Raw genomic sequence first — 23,773 nt, forward strand, 5'->3', positions numbered from 1 at the left:
AGGCATTGCAATTACATTAATTAAATTAATATATGTTTATTTCAAAGGCAGGAACGGGGTTATTTCCGGGGGCTTACACTGCTTTTATTTCCATTACCCGTTTTTCAAATTCCTCATTGGGCACAATGGATTTGTTCTTGATCTTGGTTTTATAGGTGGTAATAGTGTTTACAGAATACTGCAGGATGTGCGCTATTTTTTCACTGTCATGGATACCCATGCGGATGAGGGCAAAGATCCGCAGATCGGTATTCAGCAGCTCCCCGTCCTTTAATAACAGCTGATCCTCTTCCCGGAACATACTATTAAATACGGTTACAAAGTTGGGGAACAGCTTTAAAAAGGCATGGTCAAAATTGCTGATCAGCTCTTCTTTTTCCTTGCGCAGGTTTATTTTGGCAATGAGGGTTTTAACATCTTCCAGCTTACGGTCCGCCACCTTTTGCTCCAGGGACTTTTTCAGCTTTTCTATTTTATCATAGAACTCTGCGTTAAAGTTAAAGAAGTAGCCAATGTACTTTTCCTTGATCTTATTGGCATCTTCCAGGCGGGCATTGGTTTCTGCCAGCTGCCGGTTTATTTCCAGCTCATTTACATGGGCGCGGGTAATGATCTTTTGCGCAGCTTTCAGCTTTTTTACCTGCTGCCATACAATTACCGCCAGCCCAATGATCAGTAACAGCAGCAGCGTTACTGTGGCAGCGTAGAACAGCAGCTTTCTTTTCTGGCTTTCTACCATGTTTAATTTCTGCGCTTCAATAAAAGGCAGTATGGTGCTTACCTGCACCTTGCGCTGCCGGGCGCCGTAAAACTCCGCATCTGCCACGGCCTGGTTAATACACAGGGAGGCGTTCTTTACATCACCCTTTTTATATAAGAGGCTGGCCAGGTTAAAGGCGGCTGAAGTTTCCTTGGTGGAAGATTGTATATCTGCAATTACCGCAGTGGCCAGCAGCTGTATGGCTTTATCCGTTTCCCCGTTGCGGATGTACAGGTCACTGAGGGTAGAGGTGGTTACCGCTACCTGGTGCTGTGTAAGGGAAGGATTGTTCAGCAGCTGCGTAAGCATTTCAGAGGCCCGCTCCTTATTACCGGCCTTTAGCTCCTTTAAGCCCCGGTAATAGCTGGCCTGGTAAGTATTGGCCGGTAACAGCGCCAGGGCAGAATCCATATACCGGCTGCCCTGTACATTATAAATAGGTGTATGGTACTGGTCATTATCAAAATCACCCAGGTCATAATAATAGCGGCCCAGCAATGCATAATATTCCGCCTTGCTGCTATCCGGCAGCCATTGAGTATGTACACCGGCCAAAGAATCATATGCTTCTTTATACATGCCGGATGATAACAGGGAAAATGCCAGCTTTATGCGTGCATACATAATACGCCCGGTATCCTTCAGCAGCAAAGCTGTTTCTCCTAATTTACGGGCATAGTGGTAAGAGGAATCGTATTGAAAAAGGCGGTACTCTTCATACAGCAGTGTATATACGTCAAATTGTTTGGAGAAGTCGCCCGGTGTTACCTGCATCAAAATTTTCTTCAGGCTGTCAATCTTATGCTGGCGCTGCGCATCATAAACCGGTACATTGTTAATAGCCTTGCTTAGCTGTGCCAGCTGCTGCGCCTGGCCATCCTGGCTATATCCATGGTAAGGTATTAATAACAATAAATAAAAGAGGATAGCGGAAAAACAGCGGCAAGTGGAATTGGGCAGCATATCAGTGAATTAATAGCGTGTCCCGACAAATATAGGGAAATAAAGAAAGAGGCCGCCTCCTATGGCAAAGACAGGAGGCGCCTCTTTCTAAAAGTTATATAAACACCTAGAATTGAAAATAAATAAATGCGCTGCTGCTTTCCTGGCTCAGTATCAGCAGAATAAGCATGGCCGACCATACGGTACCGGTTATCCACCAGGGCAGCTTATAAGCCGCATCAATCACTTTGGTATTGCGTAACACCCAGTGCAGGATGAGCATACCGGTAATTACCACCACAATTTTTGCAATGGCCAGGCTGGTAAGCAGGGGCATGGCACCCTGCGCCATACCCACCATGGCGCCCAGTATTTTACCTGCACCGGCAAAAGTAGTGGCGCGGAAAAATACCCAGGTAATATTGATCAGGAAAAAAGTGAGCAATGCGTAAAAAATACCGGGAAATGTTTTGGGTGCAGGCGCCTGCGGGTTGGGTACCAGCGGCTGTGCAATCAGCTTGTTCTTCTTTCTGTCCTCAAAAAATTTCTCTATCCACAGATACAGCCCATGCAAACCGCCCCAGGCCACAAAGGTCCAGCTGGCGCCATGCCACAGCCCACCCAGCAACATGGTGATCATGAGGTTAATATAGGTGCGGAACTTTCCTTTGCGGTTACCGCCCAAAGGAATGTATAAATAATCCCGTAACCAGGCCGACAGTGTAATGTGCCAGCGCCGCCAGAAATCAGAAAAACCAATGGCAGCATACGGTGTCTGGAAATTTTGCGGCAGGGTAAAGCCCAGGCTCAAAGCAGCTCCCATAGCGCAAATGGAGTAACCAGCAAAGTCAAAGAATATTTGCCCGGTAAAAGCCAGCACTCCCATCCAGGCATCCAGGCTGGTGAGCGCTTTGGTGGTATTAAACACTGCATCGGCCGACGTTGCCAGCATCCCATCTGCCAGCACCACTTTCATAAACAGGCCCAGTGATACCAGGAACATTCCATCCAGCAGCTGCTTACGTGTAGCCGTACGCGGTGTTTCAAACTGCGCGGCCAGCTGCGGCGGGCGTACAATAGGCCCGGCCACCAGGTGCGGAAAAAAGGTTACGAACAGGGAGAAGTCCAGCAAGGTAGGAATGGGCTTGCTCTCCTTTTTGTACATATCTATAGTATAACACAGCGTGGTAAATGTATAGAACGAGATTCCTGCCGGCAGAATAATATTGGGTTTGGGCGGATGGTAGCTGAAGCCTACTGCATTTACCAGGTCCACAAAATTCTCCATTAAAAAGCCACCGTACTTAAAAAAGCATAACATGCCCAGGTTGCCGATGAGGCTTATTACCAGCAGCACGCGCCGCTTATGAATATTGTTTTGCGTATATAACGCCTTTCCCACAAAGTAGTCCACTAATGTAGATAACCACAGCAGCAGGATGAAGGGAGGATTCCAGGCTGCGTAAAAAATATAGCTGGCAAGCAGCAGGTTAACTTTTTTTGTTTTCCAGCTAAAAGGCAGGTTGTGGAGCACAAGCACAATGACAAAAAAAACGATGAACGTGTATGAATTGAAAACCATGACAGGTGATTTGTTGCAGTGATGAGATTAATGTTTTACAAATGATGCCGGCAGCAGCGTAATCAACGCTTTTGTAAAGGCCCGTGCATCCTGGGGTTTAAGGTGCGACCACTCCGGGCATATAAAGTGGCGGGTGCTTTCATAATCCATGAAGTGAATACCCTGGCATTGGGTGCTGGCCAGTAAGGCATTCCATAATTTTTCCCGGGGAAAAGCTTTTTGCTCTATGTCCCAGAACATACCGGAGGAAGGCGTGCGTACAAATACTACCTGGCCGCCGCGTGCTCTTATTTTGTTCACTGCAATGGTTACAGATTGCAGTACTTCCGGTACCATGTTGGGCGGCGGGGGCGGCGCATGTGCAGCCATGTTCAGGAAACCGGCCCATATATTTTGTACCGCGTGCTGCTGTGCTGTATCGCGTACAAAACGGTCGTCCATATAGGTTTGACGGTCGGACTGCACCTTATAAAAGTCAGGCGGGAATGGTATATTATCCATTGATACTACGCCCGGGCGCGGGGGGATAGGCAGCCTGTTGAGCTGCGCATTCAGCGAAAGAAAACGTTTGTCCAGGAACACCAGCTGTGATTCCAGCACATGGTTCAGGTAATAACCTGCTTTTTGTGCAGGCGTTTCTAATTTGTAATAGCTCACATCCCCGGCTGGTTCCTTATTGTACTCCGGCATGCTGGAAAAGAACAGGGGTTCTGTTACATCTACTACCAGCCTGCCGTGAAAGGCCGGATCATCTGCCAGGTCCAGCAGCACCGGCACCGGCGAGTTACCTTCAATAGAAAGCTGCACAGCATCCCTGTCGGTCAGTTTTTTCCAGGTGGGAATATCCAGGTCATACTTGATCCTGGAAGAGCCAATAAATACGGTAGCTGCCTGCGGCGACTGGTACACCTGCGCCCTTTGCGCAGACCATTGCGGGGCTGCATCATCATAAGAAAGGGTGAACCCGCTTGCGCGCAAATAGATCTCCCAGCTGCTGATGACAATTACTACCAGGATGACCATGAACAGTGCTGGCCGTGCTAAATTCTTAGTTGTCATTTTCAAGCGTTAACTTTTAAAACATTTTGAAATGATGAATTTTATATCGCACTGTACACGTAAGTAAAATAGAATTGGTTGCCTTTTCTTTTGGAGCTTAACAGTAATTACGTAGAAATACGGGGTTACATCCGGGGCATACAATTAATCTATAATCCTCTACAGTAAAGCATTCCATTCCTTTTATTCATATAGATACCAGAGGCCAATGCTTTCTTGTGCGATCAAATATTGCGCTGCAAATGTACACGTAGTAATACGCGCAAAACCCCGTAGTAACCCGTATATTTGCAGATCAGCATTAACATATATGCGCCTCCATACTTACATACCAGGCATCCGTTTACAACCGTTCATTAAGAACTTCCTGATCATTGAAAGCGATCACGGAGTGGTAAATAAGATCTTGCCGGATACCGCGGTGGTAATGGCCTTCCGTTTCAGGGGCCAGGTACAGCATAGTATGAACAGCGGCAGCAGGGGCATTGCCCCGGCCACCTGTATCTCCGGCATGCGAAAAACCGCCCGGTTGATCAGCTATACTCCTAATACCGCCACACTGATCGTAACCTTCAGATCAGCCGGCGCAGCTGCTTTTTTTAAAACGCCTTTACACGAATTTTTTGAGCAAAGCATCCCGCTGGATGTCCTGGTAAGCCGGCAACAGCTGGATAACATCACTGAGCAATTAGCCGCTGCTGCCAGCCATGCGCAACGGATCCGCATTATAGAAAGCTGGTTATTATCAGCCGTACAAACATATGAGCCGGATCCCCGCATACAGGCCGCCGTGCAGCAGCTTACCCTGCAGAACATTAAGATCAGGGAGCTCTCCTACCAGCTAAACATTAGCCAGGATGCGCTGGAAAAACGTTTCCGCCAGCAGGTTGGCGCTACACCCAAACAATTTGCCAACATTGTGCGGTTAAGGAAACTCATTACCCAATACACTCCCAACCAAACATTAACAGCCCTTGCTTATGATGCCGGTTATTTTGACCAGGCACATTTTATCAAAGACTTCAAAGCCTTTACCGGTCAATCCCCGCAGGACTTTTTTAAATCACCTGCTTTCTGCTAGATCAATGATTTTTTACAATGCACCGGTTCAGCGGCGGGATAATTTTGCCTTGTAAAAAATAGCAAGATGAAAGAATATGTTTTGATCTTACACATGCGCACTACCCTGCAAACAGATGAAGAATTAAATAACCTGCGTAAAAAATGGGGCGCTGTTATTCCCACATGGAGGCAACAGGGCATTTATGTGAGCAGCAATATCCTGTTCCGGAAAGGCGCTGTATTATCCGGTATAGAACGTACTATTGAAACCGGCGCAATAGAGCGGGATGGTTTAATGGTAGGCGGTACTGTTAATATTATGGCAGCCAGCCTGGAAGCGGCCGTGGAGCTGGCCAAAGCGTGCCCGCCGCTTGACCTGGGCGGCAGAGTGGAAGTGCGGGAAATGCAGCCGCGGCCTGGCACAAACAATAACTAGCCGGCCCATGTTCTGAGTGTGCCGAAAAGTGTTGCAGGCATAAAAATAGAGAATGGCAGATCAACCGTAATGTCTTACTTTGAAATTTGATGAGTGGGGGAATAAGCTGTTATTTATACATTATTATTGCAAAATAAATCCCGATTTTCCCAACTTTCAAAAAACTTCAAATGAAATTTTCAGCCATCTTATGCCTTCTCATAATATTCGCTTGTGGATGTAATCACAACAACCTGCAGACGAAACTTTTAAGTGAACAAAAATTACTTAAGGATAGCGCCAATAATATAAATGAAAGAATGGCTGGCTGTACGTACAATGGCCAGAACGACAGCGCAAAGGCAGAAAAGTTGCAGCTTGGAGCCGTTCATGGCCGGTTGATTGCTATACAATCGTCAATTGACAGTCTTGCGAAGGTGAGATAATAGTATAAAATTTCAACCGGGACGCTACCGGCCAATCCTGCGGTTGCTATTGCTGATTTATTTTTTTATTTTTAGCAACAAGCTCCCGCCGTAGATACGGTTTAAACTGATACAGGATGGACCACTCCAGGAGAGATTTTTTAAAAACAGCCGGCTGCCTGACCATTGGATTTTCTTTTACCCAATTACCCTTTGCAGGCGCAGCCCTACCCTTGCGGGAGTTCCCCTTACAGGAACTACCCGGCAATCTTAAAGAATACTCGAACATAGATGCCTGGCTGGAAGTGCTGGCAAATGGCAGCGTGCGCGTATTTACCGGCAAGCTGGAACTGGGCCAGGGCATACGCACCGCAGTAGCGCAGGTAGCAGCAGAGGAGCTGGACCTGCCCATGGAAAAAGTAACTGTAGCCCTGGCAGAAACAGAAGTTACCCCCAATGAAAATTATACAGCAGGCAGCACCTCTATTGAAACCAGCGCCATGTCCGTACGGTATGCTGCGGCAGCTGCACGGGAACGTTTGCTGGAGCTGGCAGGCGCACAATTAAACTTACCGCCGGAGCAGCTGCGCCTTGATAACGGTAAAGCCTCTACGAAAAATGGCGACCGCTCCGCCACCTTTGCGCAAATACTGAACGGCAATAAGCTGAGCGGTGAAATAAAACCTACCGTTAAGCTAAAACCTAAAAAAGATTATACCACTTCCGGCACACCTGTGCACCGGGATGATGTGCCGCAAATAGTTAAAGGCGCACCTGTGTATGTGCAGGACCTGCATTTTCCCGGTATGGTACATGCGCGCATCGTGCGGCCCCCGGCCTATGATGCGCAGCTGCAGCAGTATAATGAGCAGGCAGTAAAAGCAAAAGTACCCGGCCTGCTGAAAGTAGTAGCCAACGGCAGCTTCCTGGGCGTAATAGCTACCCGCGAGTATGATACCGTACAGGCGCAACAGTTATTATCCCAGCACGCTGAATGGAGCAAAGGCACTCCTTTAGCCGGCAGCCATAATTTAGCGGAACACCTGGCTTCCCTGCCAGTAAGATCACAAACCGTGCGGGAGAAAGGGCAGGCAATAAACACCCCTACCCTGCAGGCCCGTTATTTTAAACCGTATATTATGCACGGCGCTACCGGGCCATCCTGCGCGGTGGCCTTGTATAATGAGCAGCAACAGCTGCAGGTATGGACACACAGCCAGGGCGTATATCCCTTGCGGGAAGCCCTGCAGCAGCTGTTACAGCTACCGGCAGAGCGTATTCATGTAAAAGGTGTTCCAGGCTCCGGCTGTTACGGGCATAACGGGGCCGATGATGTAGCGGCAGAAGCAGCGCTGCTGGCCATGGCATTACCGGGCAGGCCTATACGCCTGCAGTGGAGCCGGCAGGATGAACATGGCTGGGAGCCTTATGGCAGCGCCATGCTCATGGACCTGGCAGCTACGCTGGACGATAAAGGAAAAATCACACACTGGCAATATGGGCTGCGCTCAGACACCCACGGCGCCCGCCCCGGCGGCCAGGCAGCCAATTTATTGCCGGGCCGTTACATAACCAAACCTTTTAAACAGGAAGGCGGCGGTTATGCCGGTGGCGCTTTCCGTAATTCAGAACCGTATTATAACATTCCCAACCAGCACATTATAGCGCATGCCTTCCAGGGGCCGCTGCGCACCTCTTCCCTGCGCAGCCTGGGCGCTTTTGCCAATGTTTTTGCTATTGAATGTTTTATAGATGAGCTGGCGGAAAAAGCGCAGCAGGATGCCTTTGCCTTCCGGCTGGCACACCTGGACGATGAAAGGGCCATTGCAGTACTGCAAAAATTAAAGACCATGCTGCCACCTGCGCCTGCTGCCAGTGGAACAGCAGTGGGAATTGCATTTGCGCGGTATAAAAATTCCGGCGCCTACTGCGCAGTAGCTGCACAGGTGCACATTAAAACAGACTATAGCATACAGGTGCAAAAGATGTGGGCGGTAGTAGATGCCGGTGAGATCATTAACCCGGATGGCGTAAAGAACCAGACAGAAGGCGGCATGGTGCAGGCCTGCAGCTGGACCATACGCGAGCAGGTAACCTTTGATGAACAGCATGTAACCAGCAGGGACTGGATCTCTTATCCCATTCTCAGTTTTAAACAATCACCTGCAGTAGAAGTAGCGCTGATACCACACCCGGATGCGGAACCGCTGGGCGCAGGCGAAGCAGTACAGGGCCCTTCCGGCGCAGCTATTGCCAATGCCGTGTACCGTGCCAGCGGCAAGCGCATACGGCACCTGCCTATATTACCCGAGAAGCTGAAGGGTTAACGCCAACGGTTATACGGCCACTGCTTCCTTGTTGTATTTATTGCGGTATTCCATGGGTGAAAGACCGGTGACCTTACGGAAAATGGTGCGGAAAGCCTTTACATCTGCATATCCTACATCATACATTACTTCGTTAATATTCTTACGGCTGGTTTCAAAGCTTTTCTTTGCAGCCTCGATCTTTACCCGTTGTATATATTCTGAAACCGTATTGCTGGTGGCTTTCTTAAAGCGGCGCTCCAGGCTGCGGCGGCCCATAGCAAAGGCGCTGGCCAGCTGATCTACCGTGATCCTGTCCTGGAAGTTCTTTTCTATAAACTCCTGCGCATTTTTCACCGCTTCATCTTCATGGGTCTTTTGTCCCTGGAAAATAATAAAGGGCGATTGGCTGTGCCGGTCTATATCTATCATAAATGCTTTGGAGATAAAGATGGCGGTATCACGGTCGGTATATTTTTCGATCATGTACAGCAGCAGGTTCAGGTAAGAGTAAGCGCCGCCACTGGTATAAATACCATCTTCCTCTGTAATGATCTTGTTATCCACCAGGTCCACATCCGGGAACATCTGGCGGAACTCGTTGGCAAAACGCCAGTGTGTGGCGCAGCGTTTTCCGCTCATTAATCCAGTACTGGCCAGGAAAAAAGAGCCGATACAGAATGCGGCAATTTCGGCCCCACCTCGGTATTGCTCAATGATCCAGGGAATTAATTCCCTGTTATGCTCCATGCCTATTTTCTGATCGCCGTGCAGGGCGGGTATAATGATCAGGTCTGTTTTAGCAATGTCTGTTATCAATACATCCGGGTTAACGGTGTAGGTGCCGTTGCGCTGAGAGGTATCTTTTTCCAGGCCTACCAATTGTATATTAAATACAGGATCCTCTCCCCTGTATTCCTGGAAGTTGTTCACTTCCGACAGCACCTGGTGGGTACCTTCAATGTTACTTAAGCTGGTATGTCCGCGTGGAACAAGGATGGATACGTGTTTCATAACTAACAGTAAAAAAGTTGTAACGGTTTAGGCTTCTAATACAATGGCTTCTCTGTTATATTTATTCCGGTACTCAATAGGCGTTAGTCCTGTAATTTTCCGGAAAATGGTCCTGAATGCTTTTACATCGGCATAACCTACGTCGTACATTACTTCATTGATGTTCTTGCGGCTGGTCTCAAAGCTTTTTTTGGCAGCTTCTACCTTTACCCGCTGCATATATTCTACTACAGTATTGGATGTGGCCTTTTTGAACCGGCGTTCAAAGTTCCTTCGTCCAAGATATAACATACCCGCTAATTCATCGACAGTAATTTTATCTTGAAAATTTTGTTCTATAAACTCCTGCGCTTTTTTGATCAGCTCATCTTCATGTTCCTTCTGCCCTTTAAAAATTATAAAAGGCGACTGGCTTTGCCGTTCTATATCTATCTGGAATGCTTTGGAGCAAAATACCGCTACATCGCGCCCGGCATATTTGCCGATAAGATGTAGGATCAGGTTCAGGTAAGAAAAGGCGCCACCGCTGGTGTACAGGCCATTTTCGTCGGTAATGATCTTATCTTCCACCAGGTTCACTCCCGGGAACATTTGCCGGAAAGCATTGGCCGCCATCCAGTGCGTAGCGCAGCTCTTGCCCTGCAGCAAGCCGGTGGCGGCTAACAGAAATGCCCCTACACAAAGGCTGGCCACTTCGGCTCCTCTTTTATATTGCTGTACTATCCAGGGTATAAATGCTTTATTATTTTCCAGGTTCTTTTGCATATCGCCATCCAGCGCAGGAATGATCACCAGGTCTGTGCTGCCAACCTCTGATATAGGAGTTGCGCTTACCTGGTAAATGCCATTATATACCGGGGGTATGGTACCCTGCGATACCAGCTGCACTTTAAACCGGGGTGCGTTTCCCATGCTTTCTAAAAACGCATTTACTTCTGTAAATACCTGGCGCGGACCTTCAATGCTTCCTAATATAGCCCCTTCGGGAACAAGAATGGATATGTGTTTCATGTTATAAAATTAGACAGGCGCGCTGTCACAATCCGCCCGCATACGTGGCGTTTTTAGCCCCTGTTGGGATGGGCACTTGTCCTAAACAGGTATATCAGCGGGGTAGCTAACTACCTGCAATGCAGATATCCGATTGAAATTTAATGAATTGGGCTGGGGTTAGGTCCAGGAAATGTTTGAAGTCGTGTATCAGGTGGCTTTGGTCATAATACCCGCATTGGTAAATGATCTCAAACCAATCTACGGCGCCCCTGCGTTCAAAGAGCTGCAGCGCTAATGCAGCGGCCTGCTGAAAACGTTGGTACCGGCTCATTTCCTTAGCGCTGTAGCCTAAGTACTTTTTATAGTTCAGCTGTATGTTGCGTTCCGTTTGTCCTTTTTTACCGGCAATGGTTTTTACCGGACTTAATACATCCGTGGGGTTATTGTCAATGAGCGCTTCGGAAGCGGCCTCCCGCTGGCGCAAATACGCCCCGGCAAAATCCAGCACCTTTTCTACGCGCTGCTCCATTTGCGGCAGGGCTTTTAATGATTCCCACAGCTCAGCAAAACAATGTTTTTGCTGCAGCAATACATCCGGGTGCTGCAAATGATCGTGATACGGCTGTAATGCCGTACCAAAAAAACGGTAGAATGCATCCCATTTAAAATTAGCAACCAGCATTTCACTGCCGGCCGGCAGCTCATATTCAAAGGCTTTTTTCAACGGCCCTAATACTACGGTTTTGCCCATCGTTAGTATTTTATCATCTCCATCCGGGTATAACAGGATAGGGCCTCCGAAATTAAATACCAGGATGGTCTGGAAAGTGGGCAACAGCTTCTTACGCACCGGTACCTGCTGCTTATTCAACGCATAATAAAAAGGATCAAATACTTCGTCCCATTCCGGGGCTACCGGTATGCGCTCACTAATATAACCGTTTGCTGAAGCCGCATTTTCCATTGATCGCTAAAATACGCATATTAACGCTTTAGTGATCGGAGAGTATTACGGCCGGTCTTGCTGCCTGCTTACGCTGGCTGGCAAATAATAATAAGGGCAGCGCTACCAGGAAAACAGCGCCCACTACCAGGTAGGCATCACAAAAGCTTAACAGGCTGGATTGCTTTACCACCACGGCATTCAGCATACCCAGGCCCTGCTGCTGCGCCTCTGCTGCGGTAGCACCCCTGCTCATAAAATAGTGCGTGTAGCCGGAAAGACGTTGTACGGTTGCGGGATTGTATGCGGTAATGTTAGATACCAGGTCTGCCCGGTGCACGGCATTGCGCTGAGTTAAATAGGTATTAACCAGCGCCAGCCCAAAGGAGCCGCCCAGCTGCCGCATCATGTTATTTAAAGCTGCGCCCTGCGGCATATCCTTTGGCTGCAGGGAAGAAACTGCCAGCATGGTTAAGGGTACGGTTACAATGGCCAAACCAAGGGCCCGCCAGATCAGCGCTGTAGTTATGTCAAAACCACTTGCATCAAGGTCAAGCCGCGACATTTTCCAGCTAAACCAGCCAAAGAAAATAATGCCGGTGCCAATCAGGTACATGGGCGACAGGCCACGCTGCAGCAGCCGCGAGGAAACAATTAACCCACCTATAGCTATACAGGCCCCGGGCAATAATAACAGTCCGGTTTGCGAAGGCGTGAACCCTAACAGGCGCTGTGCAAATACCGGCGTTAAAAAAACAGAGCTGAACATACCTATGCCTGAAATAAAGGTAAGCACCGCTGCTATGCTCAGGTTGCGGCTTTTAAGCACACGCAGGTTCACCACGGGTTGCTTGGTCTTTAGCTCCCACCATACAAACAGGCACAATCCTACCATAGCCGTTACCGTTAGCCATACAATGTAGCGGGTTTCAAACCAGTCTTCTGTTTCTCCCCGTTCCAGTACTGTTTGCAAAGCGCTTACACCAACAGCCAGCAGGAAAATGCCCAGCCAGTCTATTTTACCGCCCGGTTGTTTAACAGCCGGCTCACCCAGCAATATGGAACACAATGAGGCTACTACAATGCCAATGGGCACATTAATATAAAAGATCCAGGGCCAGGAATAATACTCCGTAATGTAACCGCCTAATGTAGGGCCAATGGTGGGGCCAATGAATACCCCAATACCAAATAAGGCGCTGGCCACACTTTGCTTTTCTTTGGGGAACAGCTCAAATACAATGGCCTGCGATACAGACAACAGCGCGCCCCCGCCCATGCCCTGCAAAAAACGGAATGCTACCAGCATCCAGATACTGGTAGCCTGCCCGCACATGAAAGAGAAGAACGTGAAGGCAATCACCGAACCAATGTAATAATTACGCCGGCCCAGCAGGGTGCTGAGAAAAGTGGTAATGGGAATAATGATCACATTGGCAATGGCGTAGGAAGTTACCACCCAGGAAGTATCTTCCAGCGTAGCGCCCAGGTTACCGCTCATATGTGATAAGGCTACGTTTACAATAGAGGTATCTATGAGCTCCATCATAGCGGCGGTGATAACCGTTATGAGCAGGATGGTTCTTTTCATATTTTATACCGATCGGTATATTTTACAGTAAAAAAATATCATTAGAGATCGTTGATCAGTTTTTCAACTGACTGCATAATGGCATTGCGGTAATTGATCTTGCCGGTAACCTTGGTGATCATGATAGCACCCTCCAGCAAGGCTATAATAGTAAGCGCCGTTTGCTCCGGATCTGCGGTGCTGCTGAACTCCCTGTTATCTATCCCTTTTTTAATAAGCGCTGCTATGCGGCTTTTCCAGTGGGTAATGGCAGCGCTTACTTTTTCCTTTAAGGCAGGATGCGTATCATCTGCTTCTGTAGCGGTATTCAGCAGGGGGCAGCCGCCTTCGGGAAAGGGGTGTTTTAAAAAATCCTTGTACACATGCACATATACCAGCAGCTGGTCTTTCACCTTTTCGTATTTGCTCATCTCCCCGCGAATGATCTGCTCCACCTGGGCACGGTTATGCTCAAACGCGGCCAGCGCCACTTCATCTTTATTATCAAAGTTCCCGTAAATACTTCCTTTTGTTAAACCTGTGGCTTCCGTCATATCTGTTAACGAGGTACCGGCGTAGCCCTTCCTGTTGAAGATGGGCGCCGTTTTCTCAATAATAAAAGCCCTGGTTTTTTCTGCTTTGGACATAGTTGCCTTTCTTTAGTAGTACAAATTTATACCGAACGGTATTATTTTCAAAATATATTTTTCAGCCCTTCACCTTTACGTAGTCGTAATGCTTTTTAATGTGCTCATTTAAATATTTGCCTTTGGAGCCGGAGGTGCGCATGGCCTCATATTCTTCCGGCGGCACACCCAGGTAATCATACACCATCCCGGATACAAACACTACCCGGAGGGTGGCTTTATCAGCATTGTACTTCATGGTGGCAACAACGGTGGATGGCATATGCAACAGGATTGGTACCTGCTTATACCATCAAAAATGAGGCCTTTGCTGGGAGAGATAAGCGGAACACCAGGGCAACTATTGCTTACCCGCAGTTGTTTGCAGTAAATACCTTTATTGAAGACTTTGCTTGTTGACCTGCAGCCGCTGCAAAACCATGGGAGGGATATAGCCAGGGGTTAACAACACTAAAATAAATGGCAAATGCTGGCCGCTGTAACAACGGCCAGCATTCCAACATGAACACCAGGTAAATACTTCCTGAATGGGGTTAAACGACTACTCCTCCTCGTCCTCATCATCTTCATCGGCATCTTCATCCAGCCACTCCATGTAAGAATAATACCAATCCTCCAGCTGCTCCAGCAACTCCTGCTTTTTTTCCGGCTCATTATGGAAGAACTCATCTACATTATCCAGTTCTTCAACAATGTCAATGTAAGCGGTTTCTTCATCTTCTTCCACACGTTTGGCAAAGAACCTTGGCTTTTCTGTGTGAAAGATGTATTCGTTGTCTGGATCTGTAATAGGATCGTCGGCGATCATAAACTTGGGTAACTGTGCCATCATTTTTTATTTAGTACTCAAAAGTACTCGATTATTGGATTACCAACAATGCAATTCTGTGCCGTTTTTTATGTATCAGTTACCCCCGGTTTATACTGTTCCCTGCGGGCTGTACCGGCGTGCTTTGCAGTAAGCGCCGGAGCATGTTACGCCTTTGCTACTATATAACTCAGTACACAATCACCCTCCGGGGCCTGGGGCGTACTACCACGTATGCAGGTGGCGGCACGGGCCTTACCACCAGCACCGGGGTTACCAGAGGCCGTGGGCGTGTTACCACCACCCTTACCGGCGGTGGCGGCGGGCAATAAACCGGTACGCCCACATTTACCCGCACATGTACCTGCGCGTGGGTGGTTCTTGCTATACTACATAACAATACAATTGTTATAAAAGCAGTGATTTTTTGCATAGCCTTATTTTTTTGCATGGTCAATAACCAGGTAATAATAATCATCGCTGTAACAACTGTAGTAATAAGCGCAACTGCTTATTACCAGTAAGGCTGCCAGGGTAATAATTATGACCAGGTAGTGTAATTTTCTTTTCATACACTAATTTGACGCCTTTCAGATCGCGAAGAAAAACATCTGCCGCTCAAACGGAAAAATTGCGGGGTGAACTGACCAGCAAAAAAGGTGATACAATTATTGCTGTTTGGCTACCATGCCCTGGTCCGGCACCCACTTATCATACTCCATGTACGCCGCTACTTTTTTAGCCATTTCATCACCGCGTAATTTCGCTACCAGGTGCAGAGCGCCGTCAATACCGGCGGAGATGCCGGCAGTGGTGATCACCCGGCCATTGTCCACATAACGCACGTTGGACAATACCTTGGCCCCTGGCACCGCTGCCTGCAGGCCTTCTATACTTTCATGAAAAGTGGTAACGGTTAGCCCATCCAGCAAACCAGCCTTGCCCAGGATAAAAGCGCCGGTGCATACGGAAAAATAGTGCTGTACATTGGTTTGCCTTTTTAGCCAGTTAATTACATCCGGATCATTAGCCGCTTTGCCTGCATTACCTCCAAAGAAAGCTATAATATCTGCGGCCGGTGCATTTGTAATATCGTAGTCCGGCGTTATCCTCAATACGCCTTGTGCAAACAGCTGGTTCTTGTCCTTTGAAACAATGAACACCTCAAAACCCGCGTAGTTAAACACTTCCAGCGGCCCTGCAAAGTCCAGCACCTCTACCCCGTTCTGCAGGTAAAAAGCCACTTTTAAACGGTCTTTTTTTGCCAGGCGTTCATGTTCTTCTTTGGTTTGTTTAACCAGCTCCATATTACAATGGGTACATTTACCGGGTGCATTAAAAGCAATTTCATCACAGGGATTATTGCAGGGCAAACAATAATAAGTATCCTGTGCATGGGCGGTAAAGCCTATAAATAACAGGCAGGCTGTAACATACAGTGAAAAGGTATTCATGAGAGGTTGTTTTATGGGCTAAGGTAAAACGGGGTGCTTTTTTTATACGGCCAAGGGCACGCAGTTTCAGGCCATTTTTTCCAGCCGACGGGGTAATGCGGTTTCGTATTTCTTTAGGAGAAAACGCAGCTGGTTCGTGCTTTTTAAGCCACAGGCGCGGGCGGTGGCCTGCACGGTATGCCCTTCACCTATCATATGGGCGGCCCGCTCCACGCGCAGCTTATCAACATACTGTCCAATGGTAATACCGGTGGTTCTTTTAAACAGGCGTGTGAGGTTACGTGCGCTCATATGCACATTGCCCGCTACTTCCTCAATATTCAGGTTTTGATCCAGGCCCTGCGCCAGCCGGTCCTGCACTTCATGGATCCGGTTTTCCAGGTGGTTGCGGTATTGCATAAAAATGCTGATCTGCGGATCACCGGCTGTTCTGCGGGTAAACACCACTACTTCACGGGCTACCTGTGCCGCCAGTACGGAACCCCATAGCTGCTCTATCATATACAGCGCCAGATCAATACCAGAGGCTACACCAGCGCTGGTAAAAATGGAGCCGGATTCCACGAACAAACAATTATCACGCACCTGCAGGTCCGGGTATTTTTGCTGTAAACGGTCAATGTACTTCCAGTGGGTAGTACAGGCCCTGCCTTCCAGCAAACCGGCTGCTGCCAGTAAAAAAGCGCCGGTGCATACAGAGCAGATGGTTACTCCTTTTGCATGCTGCTCCCGCAGCCATTGTCCAAAGGCAGCTGTGGAGCGCAGGAATTTCTCATCCAATAAAATAGCAGCCTCCAAACCGGGGATAAAAATGATATCCCTGGGGCGCAGTGTTATGGAATTATAATCTACCAGGTCAGAAAAATGCAGGGCGCAGCTGCTTTCAATGCGGGTATCTTTTGGATCAATGGCCGCAAAGTATGATCTCACCTGCACACCATAATCACCGGCTTCATAAAACAGGTGGGCGGGGCCGGCAATGTCCAGCAAATGTACTTTGGGAGGAATGATGAATACAGCTTGGAGATCCTTCATAGAGCTAAGGTAAAAAAAGTCCATGGTCCATGGTCCATTGCATATTTCGGAGGGATTGTTTAACGTGAATGGACCATCTACCATGGACTAAAAACTAAAACGAGTATCTCAATCCCACCTGCATCTGCCAGCGGGAAGGCAGGTCGGGGCTGGAAGTAAATGTTGAGCGCATAGAAGGATCAAACTGGTAGGTAGGCGCATTGTTGTTATAGGCAACAGACAATGGCTGGAAGTACCCGGAAGTAGTTGCGTACTTCACTACGCCCCAGCTGCTGTTGATCAGGTTGCCAAGGTTCACAAAGTCAATGCTTAGCTGAATGGTCTGGTTCCTTTTGGCGCCTTTGATAATAAAGTCCTGCAGTATGCGCAGATCCAGCTGGTTGAGCCAGGGGTTTTCACCGGCATATTTTTCTGTGTACTGTCCCTGCCGTTTGCGCAGGTATTTATCCTGGCTAATGAACTGTTTAAAGGCAGCGCGCTGCGTGGCAGCATCCTGTACTACGCCATTTACATCTGTGAGCGGTGTAAAAGGCATTATATCAATTTCCGCATTGGTAGGCACATACAGCAGATCGTTGGTGGCAGTACCATCGTTATTAATATCACCGCCATACACATAGGCAAAACGGTTGCCGGAGTTCAGGGAACCAAATAAGGATACCGTGGTGGCCAGCTTTTTATTTTTTGCGTAGCTCCATTTCTTAGAAGCAGCGGCTATAATACGGTGCGTATTGCCATACAGGGAGGTAGACAATATTGCGGCGTTTGCGTTGTTCAGGATGGGGTTACGGTCAAATGCATCGCTGGATATTTCTGCGGAAATAGAGCTGGCATCCTTTGCGATCAGGTAGTTATAACCTGCCATCAGGTACAAGCCATTCTGAAAATATTGCTGCGCCTGGAAACTGGCGTTAAACTGGTAACCTACGCTGGTATTGGTAAACACATAGGCGTTGGCGGGGCCCTGGTCGGCAGGCAGGTAGATCTTACGCGTATCGCTGGTGCCGGAATTGAGGGTGCCGGTAGGGGTGCCCAGCTTATAGTTACGCACCATCATACCATTTACGTCCTTGGTATATGCCAGGTCTACGGTGAACACGGTACCAAATGGAATGCGTATATCCGTGCCCAGGTTAGAGCGCCATACCTGCGGCCATTTAAAGTCACGGGCCGTTACGTTAAAGAAGGTGCTGTCCGGGTTACCGATCTGGTTGCCCACCCATACAAATGGAAAGCGGCCGGTAAACAAGCCAGATCCGCCACGTATCTGCAGGGTTTTATTGCCCATCACATCCCAGTTAAAACCTACGCGGGGCGAGAAGAGCGGCTTGCTGCTGGGGAAGCGGGTATTATCTATTTCCTTGCCTACCCCGTTGGTAAGCCGGCGGCCGTTTTCATCAAATAATATCATGTTTTTATTGTTCGCCACTGTGGGCTCGCCTTCAGTAAAGGTGCCGGCAAAAGTACCGTCCGGATTTACGTTGGGTGAACGGTAGCTGGCATTAAAATAAAACGGCACATCTATTCTTACGCCATAGGTTACACGAAAACGTTCTGATACCTGCCACTCATCCTGCAGGTAACCGGATAATTGCCCTACAGTTAAATAATACCAGGTCCATTCACCGGCGGCTGCACGGTTGCGGGCATAGTTCACATCCACATCCAGCGGGTAAGCGCCAAATACTACATTGCCACCCCTGGGTACTTCTGTAATAAAGGTATTAATGTCTATATCCCCGAACAAAGCAGGGCCGTAACCGGTAAGGTTAAAGGAGTTGCCGAATTTGTAGGATTCAAATGAAGCACCTGCTGTAAGCGTGTGCTTGTTCATGAATATGTTGAAGTCATTGGTAACCTGGCAGGCATCCTGGTTCAGGCGGCTGTTGATGCAAAACGGTTCATGCCCGGCAATAATATAACGTACGCCATTCTTGGAAATGTTCACCACAGGGAAGGGTGCTGAGAATGGATTACGCTTATCCCTGAACAGCGAGTACACTACTCTTAATTTGTTGGCGTAGCTGCTGCCAAAGGTGGATTTTAATTCCGCACCAAAAGAGTGCAGCTGGTTCACTATTTCATACCCTGAATTGCGGAACTGTAAGGTAGTATAGTCTGGTCCGCGGCGGCCAATGGCGCTGGGGTGCGCAGGTTTGTCCTTGCTGGCCTGCAGCCCGTTATAGGTGAATGAGAGGCGGTGGTTCTGGCTGATATTCCAGTCGGCCTTAAACAGCCATTTATAACTTTTCTGGTCCAGTGTAAAGTTCTGGTAAGGACCGGTATCGTAATTAAAACGGGTTTTCAGAATGCTGCTTACCTGCATCAGGTCTGATTCCAGTACGCGGGAGGTATTAGGCAGGCCCACATTGCTGCTGTTCTGTGCTACATAACTGCTGGCCTGATCGCTACGCTGTTCTGTTTCAAAGTTCACGAAGTAGAACAGCTTATCCTTTATAATGGGACCGCCCAGCGAAAAGCCGGCCTGCAGCTGTTTCAGGTCAGGCACCACCTGTTTGTTCTTATCTACTTTAGAGCCGGTCAGGGATTGGTTGCGGTAAAAACCATATACGGTACCGGAAATGTTGTTGTCGCCTGATTTGGTTACGGTGTTCACACCGGCGCCGGTAAAGCCCGCCTGTGTTACATCGTAGGGTGCAATATTCACCTGGATCTGGTCAATAGCATCCAGGGAAATGGGCGTTGCATTGGTTTGCCCGCCAGGTGTAGGAGCATCCAGCCCAAAAGGATTGTTGAACACCGCACCGTCCAATGAAAAGTTATTATACTGCCCGTTACGCCCTGCAAAGGATAAACCGTTGTAGGTAAAGGAGGCAGAGGGGGTTAAACGCAGGTAATCATCTGCGGAGCGGGAAATGGTAGGCAGCGCGCGGATGGTGCGGCTATTGATGTTCATGGACGCGCCGGTCTTTTTATTGTCAAACACGGTGGACTGCCCGGTGATCACTACATTCTTCAGCTCCACGGCTTTTTCCTGCAGCTGTATTTCTACTGCGTTGTTCAGGCCCAGCTCCAGGTACACATTATCCGTTATATTTTCCTGGTAGCCCATAAAGGTTACGGTTACCGTATAAGGCCCGCCTACCCGCAGGTTGGGAACGGTAAAACGCCCGTCTGACCTGGTTTGCAGCCCCTGTTTAATGCCGGCATTAACAAAGGCTACCTGCACGGTGGCGCCGGGCAGGGGTGTGCCTTTGGGGTCTTTTACAATACCGCTCAGGGTGGCAGTAGTTACCTGGGAAAATACTTGTGTGACGCTTAATAAAAGCAAGGAAAGGCCCAGCAACAGATAGTACGTGTGCTTTTTAATTCTTAGCATAGCGATTGATTTTCGGTTGATACAAACGACAATAAGGCTGCAGGTACAGCCTGTTTTAAGATTCCGGTAAAATTTGATTCGATTCGCTACAAGGGGTTACAGTACAGGTATGTGCTTTAATAAAAGATTTTTACTGTAACCGGTTGGGATTACCCGCTTCCTTCAGCCCCTCCCAATGTGCTACACTAAGGGTCTGTGATTTTGATTGATTGATTCCGAATTTAAGGAAAATAGCTTAAACGCCTACCGCTTTTTTCTCCTTGGCGCGGGCGCGTATCTTATGACGGTGCTGTGTACCCCATTCACGCAGGGATTCTATTACATTACGCAGGGTAGCGCTATAGGGTGTTAACTCATATTCAACGGATACCGGCATGGTATTATATACATGGCGGCGTATAAATTCATTGAGCTCCAGGTGCTTTAATTCATGCGACAACACCTTGGCGGAAATGCCTTTCACTGCTTTCTGTAGTTCGCCAAAACGTTTATTACCTTCTCCCAGCGCAATAATAATAGGCAGCTTCCACTTACCGTTCAACACATACAATGCATCCTGCACGGCGCTTAATGCACCCCGGCATTCTTCTGTTTGCTCTTTGGTAGCAAATTGTCCTTCAGGTCCTAACATAAAGCCTGTATTTTTAAGTTACCCTTTGGTAAGCACTAACCTTATGGTAAGTACTAACCACTGGTAAGCAAATATACGTATTTTTGATGTTGTAACATCTATTTTACAAAACTCTCGTAATAAAGCAAATATGCAAGTTGAAATATGGTCAGATGTGATGTGCCCATTCTGTTACATTGGTAAACGCCGGTTTGAGCATGCCCTGGCGCAGTTTGAGCACAAGGAAGATGTAACAGTGGTCTGGAAAAGTTTCCAGCTGGATCCTACCCTGCCGGCCAGCGGTACCGGCGGCATTCACGAATACCTGGCAGAGCGTAAGGGTTTTACCCTGGATCACGCCAAACAAATGAATGACCAGGTAACAGCCATGGCTGCAGATGCCGGGCTGCAATACAATTTTGATAAAGCAGTAGTAGCCAACTCCTTTGACGCACACCGCTTTTCGCACCTGGCAGCGCAACATGGTTTAGGCGATGCGGCTGAAGAAAGCCTGTTCAAAGCTTACTTTACAGAAGGTAAGAACATCGCCGACCACGAGGTGCTGGCACAGCTGGGCGCTAATATTGGCCTGGATGCAGCTGCCGTAAAAACCACCCTGGCAGGCAATGCGTTTGCCGATGCGGTACGTACGGATGTAGAAGAAGCTGCAGCGCTGGGCGCGCGGGGTGTACCCTTTTTTGTGATAGACCGTAAGTATGCCGTATCCGGCGCACAGCCGGAAGCTACCTTCCTCAGCGCATTACAGCGGTCATTTTCCGAGCAGGAACCTGGCAGCAGCAATACGTGTGATATAGATGGGAACTGCTAAGAATTATTAATTAGCCGGCTGGCCAACCATCATAATTTTTCCAATAAATAAATAGTTGGGCTGATACTTCGCGGTATCGCCCAGCTCTGAGGGAATGACTATTTTGGTTTTGTTGATGGGTGCCGGGTCCAGCTTAAATACAACGGTGTGCATGCCATCCGGCAGGGGATCCAGGAAATAGAAGTTGCGCCGGAACCAGCTGCCATGGCGGTCAAAGCGCAGCTTGCGGATGGTTTGCTTCCCATCAACAGTTATTAACGCCCCTGCGGATGAAGGTCCTATCATATCCTGTATACCAATCATACTGCCTTTAAAGCGGATCGTTAAACTATCCTTCGGGTTATCTGTATACATCAGATCCGGCAAAGCAGTAAGCCAGCCTTTTATTTCCGGCATATTAGCCGCACTTTTCCAGCCGCCGGTATGTGCAAACTCTTTAGGTGAATACACACCGGTTTGCGAAAAATTACCGGCAAATAACGGCGCCGGCAACACGCTTTTGGCTGATGCATTTAATGATTTCATTTCCTCAAATGCCTTGCGGATAGTATTGGTATAGATCTGGTGGCCGGCATCGCCGGGGTGTATGCCATCGTATGTAAATACGGTTTTGCCGCCGTAGTCCGTTCCTTTTTGCCCGTGAAACACCAGGGTGCTCTTTTCCAGCTGATCTATCACATCTACCGCCAGGTTAATGGAAGGCAGGCCGTAATGCGCTGCAATGTTTTCCGAAAACCGCATAGAAGCTACCAGCTTACCCTGCTGCAGCTGTTTTATCATGGGCTCTGAAATGGTGTACAGGAAACAGATATCGGTTTGTGCATTGTGCTGTTTGATCTGGCGTACAATGCCCTCCATGGCATTACTGATCTTCACGGAATCTGTACCGTCATTCACCGCAAATTCTACAAACACCAGGTCCGGGTTATAACGCAGCACATCCTCCTGCAGGCGGAACACGCCCAGGTCAGAGCCCGTGCCGCCTACACCCGCATTAATGGTTTTAAGCGGCGTGCGCGGGTATAACTCCTTAAACAATTGCTCTGTTTGCACCCGGTAACCTTTGGCGCCGGTAATGCTGCCGCCCAGGTAAGCTATTACCACGGGATCGCCGCTTTGCATTTTTTGGAAAAAGTGCGGCAATCCCTGCCGGGCATGTAAGGCAGTTAATTTACCGGACGATTGTTTACCGGACCAGCCGGTAAAAAAGGCGAGTATACAAAACAGCAGCACCCTGGTCATTGGCAATAATTATGTGAGTTTATGGAACAATTACGCCGTGTGCGTTCAAAGGTTGTGCCAGCATCCAGTTTCCCTGCTGAATAGCTATCAGGTATGACTTGGTACGGTATACAGAAGGGCGTACCGCTTTTTTGGGATGGTTAGCCAGCCAGTCCTGCCGGGCCTTTGTGTAGGCAGTAACCCAGGCTTTTTCATCGCCGCCGTTGGCGGGTGTTTTTTCAGGGAAACGGGCGCGTACCACCGCAGGCACACCGCCGGAGTGGATATAACTATCATAAATAACCAGCATGCTCAAAGGCAGGGTAAAACCTTCTGCATTAAAAAAGTGGGTGGCGGGCACATAATACAGGATCTCAAAGGTAGCATCCTGCGCATCGTGCATAATGGGATCCTGCTGTGCGCTTACTTTTAACAGGCGTTTAAATTCATCGTCATTCACCAGGGATTGTTTGCCGATCTTGGGCAGGTAAGGCGTAAAGTTTGCGGCAAATTTGCCACCTGCATTTACATAACGCTCTATAATATTCTTCAGGTTTCCCTGCTCTGTAGCCTGGCTGCGGCCATAGGTGATCTGTTTTACACCACCCTTACCATCTGCCAGTAAGGTTACCTGGTCATATTTACCTTCCGGCGTACCGGTTTCCATTACATTCACTATCTGAATGATCTTTTTTTTCTGTGCGTCAGTGATCATAATAAAGAGGGGGTTTAAAGGGGTTCAACGTTTTTTATACGGA

At 48.3% G+C, this 23,773-nt stretch carries 22 protein-coding genes; 4 read left to right on the plus strand and 18 right to left on the minus strand.

Features of this window, described 5'->3' with window-relative positions; genetic code table 11:
• Nucleotides 1-73 precede the first annotated feature (73 nt).
• The 3 genes from KVT36_RS22605 to KVT36_RS22615 form a co-directional block, all read right to left on the minus strand.
• Nucleotides 74-1,723: a DUF6377 domain-containing protein gene (locus KVT36_RS22605; RefSeq protein WP_217605720.1), complete on the minus strand. Its 1,650-nt coding sequence runs from the start codon at nucleotides 1,721-1,723 to the stop codon at nucleotides 74-76.
• A 106-nt stretch (nucleotides 1,724-1,829) separates the two neighbouring features.
• Nucleotides 1,830-3,284, minus strand: coding sequence for an MBOAT family protein (locus KVT36_RS22610; RefSeq protein WP_217605721.1), 1,455 nt, complete (start codon nucleotides 3,282-3,284; stop codon nucleotides 1,830-1,832).
• Nucleotides 3,285-3,311: 27 nt separating this feature from the next.
• Nucleotides 3,312-4,343, minus strand: a complete 1,032-nt coding sequence (locus KVT36_RS22615) for a hypothetical protein (RefSeq protein WP_217605722.1) — start codon at nucleotides 4,341-4,343, stop codon at nucleotides 3,312-3,314.
• A gap of 310 nt (nucleotides 4,344-4,653) precedes the next feature.
• Here KVT36_RS22615 and KVT36_RS22620 point away from each other — a divergent pair, with 310 nt between their 5' ends.
• The 3 genes from KVT36_RS22620 to KVT36_RS22630 all read left to right on the plus strand — a co-directional run bounded on the left by KVT36_RS22620 (nucleotide 4,654) and on the right by KVT36_RS22630 (nucleotide 8,572).
• Nucleotides 4,654-5,424 (plus strand): helix-turn-helix domain-containing protein, encoded by a 771-nt coding sequence (locus KVT36_RS22620; protein WP_217605723.1) that lies wholly within the window; start codon nucleotides 4,654-4,656, stop codon nucleotides 5,422-5,424.
• A gap of 66 nt (nucleotides 5,425-5,490) precedes the next feature.
• Nucleotides 5,491-5,841, plus strand: coding sequence for a hypothetical protein (locus KVT36_RS22625; RefSeq protein WP_217605724.1), 351 nt, complete (start codon nucleotides 5,491-5,493; stop codon nucleotides 5,839-5,841).
• Between the two features lie 541 nt (nucleotides 5,842-6,382).
• Nucleotides 6,383-8,572, plus strand: coding sequence for a molybdopterin cofactor-binding domain-containing protein (locus KVT36_RS22630; protein WP_217605725.1), 2,190 nt, complete (start codon nucleotides 6,383-6,385; stop codon nucleotides 8,570-8,572).
• A gap of 9 nt (nucleotides 8,573-8,581) precedes the next feature.
• On the opposite strand, the gene KVT36_RS22635 is transcribed toward KVT36_RS22630, so the two are convergent.
• The 13 genes from KVT36_RS22635 to KVT36_RS22690 all read right to left on the minus strand — a co-directional run bounded on the left by KVT36_RS22635 (nucleotide 8,582) and on the right by KVT36_RS22690 (nucleotide 20,986).
• Nucleotides 8,582-9,565 carry a GlxA family transcriptional regulator gene (locus KVT36_RS22635; protein ID WP_217605726.1) on the minus strand — a complete coding sequence of 328 codons (984 nt, stop codon included), beginning with the start codon at nucleotides 9,563-9,565 and terminating at the stop codon, nucleotides 8,582-8,584.
• 27 nt (nucleotides 9,566-9,592) lie between these two features.
• On the minus strand, nucleotides 9,593-10,576 hold the full coding sequence (locus tag KVT36_RS22640; RefSeq protein WP_217605727.1) for a GlxA family transcriptional regulator: 984 nt from the start codon (nucleotides 10,574-10,576) through the stop codon (nucleotides 9,593-9,595).
• Nucleotides 10,577-10,682: 106 nt separating this feature from the next.
• Complete coding sequence (locus KVT36_RS22645) at nucleotides 10,683-11,522, minus strand: helix-turn-helix domain-containing protein (RefSeq protein ID WP_217605728.1); 840 nt, start codon at nucleotides 11,520-11,522, stop codon at nucleotides 10,683-10,685.
• A gap of 28 nt (nucleotides 11,523-11,550) precedes the next feature.
• Nucleotides 11,551-13,092 carry a DHA2 family efflux MFS transporter permease subunit gene (locus KVT36_RS22650; RefSeq protein ID WP_217605729.1) on the minus strand — a complete coding sequence of 514 codons (1,542 nt, stop codon included), beginning with the start codon at nucleotides 13,090-13,092 and terminating at the stop codon, nucleotides 11,551-11,553.
• A 41-nt stretch (nucleotides 13,093-13,133) separates the two neighbouring features.
• On the minus strand, nucleotides 13,134-13,718 hold the full coding sequence (locus KVT36_RS22655; RefSeq protein ID WP_217605730.1) for a TetR/AcrR family transcriptional regulator: 585 nt from the start codon (nucleotides 13,716-13,718) through the stop codon (nucleotides 13,134-13,136).
• Nucleotides 13,719-13,779: 61 nt separating this feature from the next.
• The gene (locus KVT36_RS22660) at nucleotides 13,780-13,980 is read right to left on the minus strand and encodes a KTSC domain-containing protein (RefSeq protein WP_217605731.1); all 201 of its coding nucleotides are present in this window, start codon (nucleotides 13,978-13,980) and stop codon (nucleotides 13,780-13,782) included.
• A gap of 279 nt (nucleotides 13,981-14,259) precedes the next feature.
• Nucleotides 14,260-14,550: a hypothetical protein gene (locus KVT36_RS22665; protein WP_217605732.1), complete on the minus strand. Its 291-nt coding sequence runs from the start codon at nucleotides 14,548-14,550 to the stop codon at nucleotides 14,260-14,262.
• Nucleotides 14,551-14,716: 166 nt separating this feature from the next.
• Nucleotides 14,717-14,959, minus strand: a complete 243-nt coding sequence (locus KVT36_RS22670) for a hypothetical protein (RefSeq protein ID WP_217605733.1) — start codon at nucleotides 14,957-14,959, stop codon at nucleotides 14,717-14,719.
• 4 nt (nucleotides 14,960-14,963) lie between these two features.
• Nucleotides 14,964-15,098 carry a hypothetical protein gene (locus KVT36_RS33030; RefSeq protein ID WP_256449977.1) on the minus strand — a complete coding sequence of 45 codons (135 nt, stop codon included), beginning with the start codon at nucleotides 15,096-15,098 and terminating at the stop codon, nucleotides 14,964-14,966.
• A gap of 96 nt (nucleotides 15,099-15,194) precedes the next feature.
• Nucleotides 15,195-15,980 carry a DJ-1/PfpI family protein gene (locus KVT36_RS22675; RefSeq protein ID WP_217605734.1) on the minus strand — a complete coding sequence of 262 codons (786 nt, stop codon included), beginning with the start codon at nucleotides 15,978-15,980 and terminating at the stop codon, nucleotides 15,195-15,197.
• Between the two features lie 66 nt (nucleotides 15,981-16,046).
• On the minus strand, nucleotides 16,047-17,015 hold the full coding sequence (locus KVT36_RS22680; protein WP_217605735.1) for a GlxA family transcriptional regulator: 969 nt from the start codon (nucleotides 17,013-17,015) through the stop codon (nucleotides 16,047-16,049).
• A gap of 94 nt (nucleotides 17,016-17,109) precedes the next feature.
• Nucleotides 17,110-20,355: a TonB-dependent receptor gene (locus tag KVT36_RS22685; protein WP_217605736.1), complete on the minus strand. Its 3,246-nt coding sequence runs from the start codon at nucleotides 20,353-20,355 to the stop codon at nucleotides 17,110-17,112.
• A 235-nt stretch (nucleotides 20,356-20,590) separates the two neighbouring features.
• Nucleotides 20,591-20,986, minus strand: a complete 396-nt coding sequence (locus tag KVT36_RS22690; RefSeq protein WP_217605737.1) for a helix-turn-helix domain-containing protein — start codon at nucleotides 20,984-20,986, stop codon at nucleotides 20,591-20,593.
• Between the two features lie 130 nt (nucleotides 20,987-21,116).
• On the opposite strand from KVT36_RS22690, the gene KVT36_RS22695 reads away from it, so the two are divergent.
• Nucleotides 21,117-21,794, plus strand: a complete 678-nt coding sequence (locus KVT36_RS22695; protein ID WP_217605738.1) for a DsbA family oxidoreductase — start codon at nucleotides 21,117-21,119, stop codon at nucleotides 21,792-21,794.
• A gap of 6 nt (nucleotides 21,795-21,800) precedes the next feature.
• On the opposite strand, the gene KVT36_RS22700 is transcribed toward KVT36_RS22695, so the two are convergent.
• Both KVT36_RS22700 and KVT36_RS22705 read right to left on the minus strand, forming a co-directional pair.
• On the minus strand, nucleotides 21,801-23,036 hold the full coding sequence (locus KVT36_RS22700; RefSeq protein ID WP_217605739.1) for an SGNH/GDSL hydrolase family protein: 1,236 nt from the start codon (nucleotides 23,034-23,036) through the stop codon (nucleotides 21,801-21,803).
• 19 nt (nucleotides 23,037-23,055) lie between these two features.
• On the minus strand, nucleotides 23,056-23,730 hold the full coding sequence (locus KVT36_RS22705) for a chitosanase (RefSeq protein WP_217605740.1): 675 nt from the start codon (nucleotides 23,728-23,730) through the stop codon (nucleotides 23,056-23,058).
• Nucleotides 23,731-23,773: the final 43 nt, after the last annotated feature.

This window comes from Chitinophaga sp. GbtcB8, assembly GCF_019091455.1.
Lineage (GTDB): Bacteria > Bacteroidota > Bacteroidia > Chitinophagales > Chitinophagaceae > Chitinophaga.

Coding starts and splice junctions, on each gene's coding strand:
- KVT36_RS22605 (WP_217605720.1), bottom strand. CDS start 1,723: ATGCTGCCCAATTCCACTTGCCGCTGTTTTTCCGCTATCCTCTTTTAT.
- KVT36_RS22610 (WP_217605721.1), bottom strand. CDS start 3,284: ATGGTTTTCAATTCATACACGTTCATCGTTTTTTTTGTCATTGTGCTT.
- KVT36_RS22615 (WP_217605722.1), bottom strand. CDS start 4,343: ATGACAACTAAGAATTTAGCACGGCCAGCACTGTTCATGGTCATCCTG.
- KVT36_RS22620 (WP_217605723.1), top strand. CDS start 4,654: ATGCGCCTCCATACTTACATACCAGGCATCCGTTTACAACCGTTCATT.
- KVT36_RS22625 (WP_217605724.1), top strand. CDS start 5,491: ATGAAAGAATATGTTTTGATCTTACACATGCGCACTACCCTGCAAACA.
- KVT36_RS22630 (WP_217605725.1), top strand. CDS start 6,383: ATGGACCACTCCAGGAGAGATTTTTTAAAAACAGCCGGCTGCCTGACC.
- KVT36_RS22635 (WP_217605726.1), bottom strand. CDS start 9,565: ATGAAACACGTATCCATCCTTGTTCCACGCGGACATACCAGCTTAAGT.
- KVT36_RS22640 (WP_217605727.1), bottom strand. CDS start 10,576: ATGAAACACATATCCATTCTTGTTCCCGAAGGGGCTATATTAGGAAGC.
- KVT36_RS22645 (WP_217605728.1), bottom strand. CDS start 11,522: ATGGAAAATGCGGCTTCAGCAAACGGTTATATTAGTGAGCGCATACCG.
- KVT36_RS22650 (WP_217605729.1), bottom strand. CDS start 13,092: ATGAAAAGAACCATCCTGCTCATAACGGTTATCACCGCCGCTATGATG.
- KVT36_RS22655 (WP_217605730.1), bottom strand. CDS start 13,718: ATGTCCAAAGCAGAAAAAACCAGGGCTTTTATTATTGAGAAAACGGCG.
- KVT36_RS22660 (WP_217605731.1), bottom strand. CDS start 13,980: ATGCCATCCACCGTTGTTGCCACCATGAAGTACAATGCTGATAAAGCC.
- KVT36_RS22665 (WP_217605732.1), bottom strand. CDS start 14,550: ATGATGGCACAGTTACCCAAGTTTATGATCGCCGACGATCCTATTACA.
- KVT36_RS22670 (WP_217605733.1), bottom strand. CDS start 14,959: ATGCAAAAAATCACTGCTTTTATAACAATTGTATTGTTATGTAGTATA.
- KVT36_RS33030 (WP_256449977.1), bottom strand. CDS start 15,098: ATGAAAAGAAAATTACACTACCTGGTCATAATTATTACCCTGGCAGCC.
- KVT36_RS22675 (WP_217605734.1), bottom strand. CDS start 15,980: ATGAATACCTTTTCACTGTATGTTACAGCCTGCCTGTTATTTATAGGC.
- KVT36_RS22680 (WP_217605735.1), bottom strand. CDS start 17,015: ATGAAGGATCTCCAAGCTGTATTCATCATTCCTCCCAAAGTACATTTG.
- KVT36_RS22685 (WP_217605736.1), bottom strand. CDS start 20,355: ATGCTAAGAATTAAAAAGCACACGTACTATCTGTTGCTGGGCCTTTCC.
- KVT36_RS22690 (WP_217605737.1), bottom strand. CDS start 20,986: ATGTTAGGACCTGAAGGACAATTTGCTACCAAAGAGCAAACAGAAGAA.
- KVT36_RS22695 (WP_217605738.1), top strand. CDS start 21,117: ATGCAAGTTGAAATATGGTCAGATGTGATGTGCCCATTCTGTTACATT.
- KVT36_RS22700 (WP_217605739.1), bottom strand. CDS start 23,036: ATGACCAGGGTGCTGCTGTTTTGTATACTCGCCTTTTTTACCGGCTGG.
- KVT36_RS22705 (WP_217605740.1), bottom strand. CDS start 23,730: ATGATCACTGACGCACAGAAAAAAAAGATCATTCAGATAGTGAATGTA.